Origin of the sequence: Candidatus Magnetobacterium casense, from assembly GCF_019173545.1 — a bacterium.
GTDB classification, from domain to species: domain Bacteria; phylum Nitrospirota; class Thermodesulfovibrionia; order Thermodesulfovibrionales; family Magnetobacteriaceae; genus Magnetobacterium; species Magnetobacterium cryptolimnobacter.
In genome coordinates this window covers 1-4,766 of the sequence record NZ_JABXWD010000281.1, presented here as the reverse complement: position 1 = coordinate 4,766, position 4,766 = coordinate 1, and the positions used below count along the sequence as shown (strand labels likewise).

The window sequence follows — 4,766 nt, the reverse complement described above, 5'->3', positions numbered from 1 at the left end:
GTAAAGCAAGGTATATGCCATTGCTAAATTTGTTTTTTTCGAAAACTTGAGAATATGGCTTTATTTCAGAGTTAAACGTGTAAATTTATAGAATAGATATAAGGAGATTAACTGTGCGTGTATGTGATATTGCAGATATAAACAGGATTAGCGTATCCGAGAAAATTTTTTTAGTCGAAGAGTTTTGGGATAGCATTACTTCTGATCCCAAGAAACTCCTGACTCTTGATGAACTTCAATCACGAATAGAAGAAAATCTATGACGTATCCATTACGTCTTTTCCTTATGCAATTGTTTTATGATATGTGCCTGCTCATAGTTAATTATATACGCACAAAAGAAAGAAAGGGGCGATTTGTGGCAGGGACGGGTGCGACAATTGAGCCAGGGGTGGCACTGAGCCGGGGGGTGCCACCCCCTCGCCCCTCGCTGACCCCTTTTATGCCGGGGGTCGCTGACCCCTTGACCCCATAAAAGAGACCCGTCGTGATAGACGTTGACATGGTGATAGAGCTTACGGGGCTTGACGACATAATACCGGACGTCTATGAGCGATTCAGGCCGATAATCAGGGACGGGGTGTCGTTTCTGCTGTCGGAGCTATCCCCTGAACGTTTTGCGGCCATCGTCTGTGCCCTGTCGGAGGAGGACACCGCCCCCGGACGCCTGGTCAGACTTGCCGGAGAGGTCCCCACCCTGCACAAGCTGGGACAGACAATTGCACGCAACAAACACATCGACTCGCTATTCAGAAGCAGACTCGCAGAGCTTGAAAACTCCGTGATGAAGGTTGATGCGGACGTCATAGAGGCCATCGTTGGGGATGCGCTGGGTAACTGGATGAGCGATCACAACGTCCAGCTCAACTACACCGTCTGCTACGAGGCCAGCGTGGCCGCTGTGGTGGACTTTACGTGTGACTACCCCCACGGACCAGGCAATAGCAACGGGGTCTTTAAGGTCATCAAGCCAGACGTCCCCCAACGCCTGCATGAAGAACTGGAGATACTTGACGCCCTGGCCGCCTTCTATGACGCCCACAGAGACAAATACGACGTTGACAACTTCCGGTTTATCGAAACCTTCGCTGACATAAAGACCGCCCTCTTGACCGAAATAGACCTCCGCAACGAACAGCGTAACCTCAAACTTGCACACTGCCTCTACGATGGCGTCCGGGACGTCAAAATACCACGCCTTGACCCTGCCTCCAGGGATGCCGTAACGGTCATGGAGCTGATCAGAGGACAAAAGATAACCGATGCCCCCCTGAGCACGTCCAGGAGGAAACAGTGCGCCAGAACGCTATTTGTTTCGATGGTGTGTCAGCCGTTGTTTTCCGGTCAACAGCGTAGCATCTTTCACGGCGACCCCCACGCAGGAAACATATACTACTGCAACCACGATGGTCGGATAGCGCTCCTGGACTGGAGCCTTGCCGGTGGACTGGATAAAAAACAACGGGCAGATATCATGAGACTCAGCCTGGATATCTTCACACGCAACGCAGAACTCATATACAACTCAACGATTGCGCTCTGCGAAGATGGCCTCAGTGCAGGGCGTGTTATCAGGGATGAGATCGATCGCCTTGTTGCCGAACCATCTCAGGGGTTCATTGAGCAATCGCTGACGTTGCTGGACAGGCTGGCCATTAAGGGGGTTAAGTTTCCAAGCGACCTGCTCCTGTTCAGAAAGGCCATCTTTACGCTCAAGGGCGTCCTGCTGGAACTTGACCCGGACTTTGATATGGACAGACCTCTGGTAGAGTTTATCAACGCACTCCTGCTTTGTGAACTGCCGCTGAGATGGTTTAACCTCTTCTTTCCTCTGGCCGAGGATGCCCTCATGTACAAGAGCCTGCTGTCAAACTCAGACCTTATCAGGGTTGCTATGGAGTTTGCAAGGCTTAAGCAATATAGGTATCCTCTTTATATTTCATGGTAACTATACTTTTACGCACCCTGGATTCCTGGTCAAGCCAGGATATACCCCTGTTCGAACCAGGGGCAGGCACACTTGTAAACATGTCCCTGCCTTGAACAGGTAACGTCTGTAACTGTCATTTCTGCGAAAACAGGAATCCATGCCTTTTAATCGCGGAATATAGCGCGTTTCGATTGTGTGCAATACAAGAAAGAAAGGGGCGGAGCCGCTTCTTTCCCGCTCCAGGTCGCACCTGGCCCCTTCAGAACCCCCCGCAAGGGGACCAGTCCCCTTGACCCCGTAAAATGCCATTATCTTGTATTTAATCCAATCGAAACGTGCTATAAAACTTACCCTGCTTTTTAAAGAGGATACATACAATCATAATATTAATTGAAGAGAAAAGTTCAGATGTAATTTTAGAAGCTGATGTAGCCTTACTCTTTAAAAAAGAATAAATTCATCGTGCTGTCAATGGGGACAATTGCCTCATTATTGAATGAACTCTATGGAGTGCTAGGAAGCGACTCCGCCCCTAAACTTACTTTAATGTCCGGCTTTAGACTCAAAGGAGTCCTTGAGGTTGTCACTTATATAGGTTGTGGCATCGCTGTAGACCACGTATACCTTGAGGTTGAGCTTGTGTGCAAGTGCCATCCCCTTGTCCCTGCCCATGACAAAGATTGCCGTTGTCAGTGAGTCGGTTAACCATCCCTGGGGGTTGACCACGGTGACACTCTGGAAATCCCTGGCCGGATAACCCGTTGAAGGCTCCAGCAGGTGATGATAACGCACACCACCTTCCATGAAGAAACGCTCATAGTCACCCGAGGTCGATACGGCCTCCCCCCTGAGCGTCAACACCCCGGCAAGCCCGGAGTACTCTGAGGCATTGGTCCCATCCCGCGCTCTCCTGATCCCAACGTGCCAGCCGGAGCCGTCGGGCTTGTCCCCAAAGGTCTTGATGTCTCCGGCAATGGCCACAATACCAGCCTGCATTCCATACGCCTTCAACACCTCCACTACCCTGTCTGCCGTATAACCCTTTGCAATGGCGCCAAGGTCAAGCACCATCCCCCTGCGACGCAACATCACAGAGCGTGACGCATCATCAAGGACAATGTCGTGGTAGTCTACCAGCGGCAGATTTGACCGTATCTGTGCATCGGTGGGTCTGAGGCTCTTTTGAAAGTCCCACAGCCTCGACACAGGGCCTATTGTAGGGTCAAATGCCCCCCCGGATAGCGCCGCAATCTCAATCGCCTTTTTGATCAACCCGTAGGTATCCTCCGAAACATTTACCGCCTTGATAGCTGAATTGTCGTTGATGAGAGAGACCTCGCTCTGTGGCAGAAACATGCTCAACACTCCCTCCAGTCGCTCTACTTCCTTAAAGCCGGCCTCAATGGCCGCATCGGCCTTACGTCTGGACTCCGATACCACCGTGAGCGTTATGATGGTATCCATCGCTATCCTGGACTCCTTGTATACCTCCGCCTTGCCGGCACCGCCAACAAACACATACAGCGCAACCGTCAGCAAGGCCACCGTCAGCAACATGCCGTATATAGCCATACCACGACCTTTCACCGGCAGAGTCATCATGCAAATATCCAAAACAGCAGGAAGGTGACAATACTCCCCGTGGCTGCACCCAGCAAGACCTCCCGGAGGTTATGCACCTTGATGGTGATCCTGCTTTGCGCAATCAACACCGCCACAACCAACGACAACAACGATGCAATAAAGTTCCTCGTCACCAGCGTTATCGACACCCAAACGGAGAAGGATAGCGCTGCATGGCCGCTTGGCATCCCACCCCTGAGCGGATGACCCTTGCCGGTAAAGGCCTTGAGCAACACCACCAGGATAACTACGATTATCACTGACAACACGGCTATCTCATTGCCGCCGTGGCGGGATACGTGAAACCCCTTGTTAAAGATGTTCATGAGGTAGGGCGAAAGTATGATGTAGCCAATGATCGCCGCTCCCATGGCGGTTGTCAGCACTGCCCCCGCTGCCACGTCCTTTGCAATGCGTGCCTGTTCCTGTTTTTCCGGGGAGAGGATGTTGACGGTTGCCTCGATGGCGGTGTTTATTAGTTCCGCCATTATCACGACGAGGGTGACTATGGAGATGATCAGAAACTCCGTCTTTGTCACGCCCGCTATGTAGCTAAACAGGACCACAAGCGCCGCCACATAGAGGTGGTATCTGAGGTGTCTCTCCGTCCTGGCGGCAACCAGTATGCCTTCGATGGCGTTGTTGGCGCTATCGAGCGATTTGCGTAAGGGCATCAAACAGCTCTCTTTCTGCACTTGCCATCTTTCGTGCCTTGTACGCAGAGACCTCGTGGTCATAGCCAATCAGGTGCAGAAGGCCGTGGATGAGGAGCCTAAGCACTTCGTTGTCGAGGTTGTCCGTGGTCTGTCGTTGTGCGCGGTCGAGGTTGACAACGATGTCGCCAAGCAGAAAGTAGCCCGACCGGGGGACATCCTTTGCCGAGCCATATATGGGGAATGAGAGCACATCCGTTGGGGAGTCCACGCCCCTGAACTCCTTGTTGATGGCCTGCATCTTACTGTCATTGACAAAGAGCAGACTCAGTTCAGCACCTTCCAGTGTCATGAAACTCATGGCCTGTTTCATGGTGCGCTTGAACCACAGCGTGTCTATCGCCGTCTTTCGATGAACATTTCTTGCAATTACTTTAATATCTCTGTCTCCTGTAATAGTTCAGCTATACAATTGAAATGTTGTGTATAATCAACCCAATGTCAACAAGGTAAGAAGGGGTCAAGGGGGCTGGCCCCCTTGCAGGGGGTTCTGAAGGGGG

At 51.5% G+C, this 4,766-nt stretch carries 4 protein-coding genes; 1 reads left to right on the top strand and 3 read right to left on the bottom strand.

Features of this window, described 5'->3' with window-relative positions; genetic code table 11:
- Window positions 1-487: 487 nt before the first annotated feature.
- Window positions 488-1,948 carry an AarF/UbiB family protein gene (locus HWQ67_RS13295; RefSeq protein ID WP_218253174.1) on the top strand — a complete coding sequence of 487 codons (1,461 nt, stop codon included), beginning with the start codon at window positions 488-490 and terminating at the stop codon, window positions 1,946-1,948.
- A 525-nt stretch (window positions 1,949-2,473) separates the two neighbouring features.
- Here HWQ67_RS13295 and HWQ67_RS13290 read toward each other — a convergent pair.
- The 3 genes from HWQ67_RS13290 to ybeY are packed head-to-tail and all read right to left on the bottom strand — an operon-like array spanning window position 2,474 to window position 4,579.
- Window positions 2,474-3,517 carry an FAD:protein FMN transferase gene (locus tag HWQ67_RS13290; protein WP_218253173.1) on the bottom strand — a complete coding sequence of 348 codons (1,044 nt, stop codon included), beginning with the start codon at window positions 3,515-3,517 and terminating at the stop codon, window positions 2,474-2,476.
- Between the two features lie 11 nt (window positions 3,518-3,528).
- Window positions 3,529-4,227 (bottom strand): diacylglycerol kinase, encoded by a 699-nt coding sequence (locus HWQ67_RS13285; protein WP_218253172.1) that lies wholly within the window; start codon window positions 4,225-4,227, stop codon window positions 3,529-3,531.
- Entirely contained in the window at window positions 4,202-4,579 is a 378-nt protein-coding gene (gene ybeY / locus HWQ67_RS13280) for an rRNA maturation RNase YbeY (protein ID WP_218253171.1), read from the bottom strand. Before ybeY ends, HWQ67_RS13285 begins: the two co-directional genes overlap by 26 nt.
- Between the last annotated feature and the right edge of the window lie 187 nt (window positions 4,580-4,766).

What these genes read in the sequence shown, in the direction of transcription:
- ybeY (WP_218253171.1), bottom strand. Translation starts at nt 4,579, where the DNA reads ATGAAACAGGCCATGAGTTTCATGACACTGGAAGGTGCTGAACTGAGT.
- HWQ67_RS13285 (WP_218253172.1), bottom strand. Translation starts at nt 4,227, where the DNA reads ATGCCCTTACGCAAATCGCTCGATAGCGCCAACAACGCCATCGAAGGC.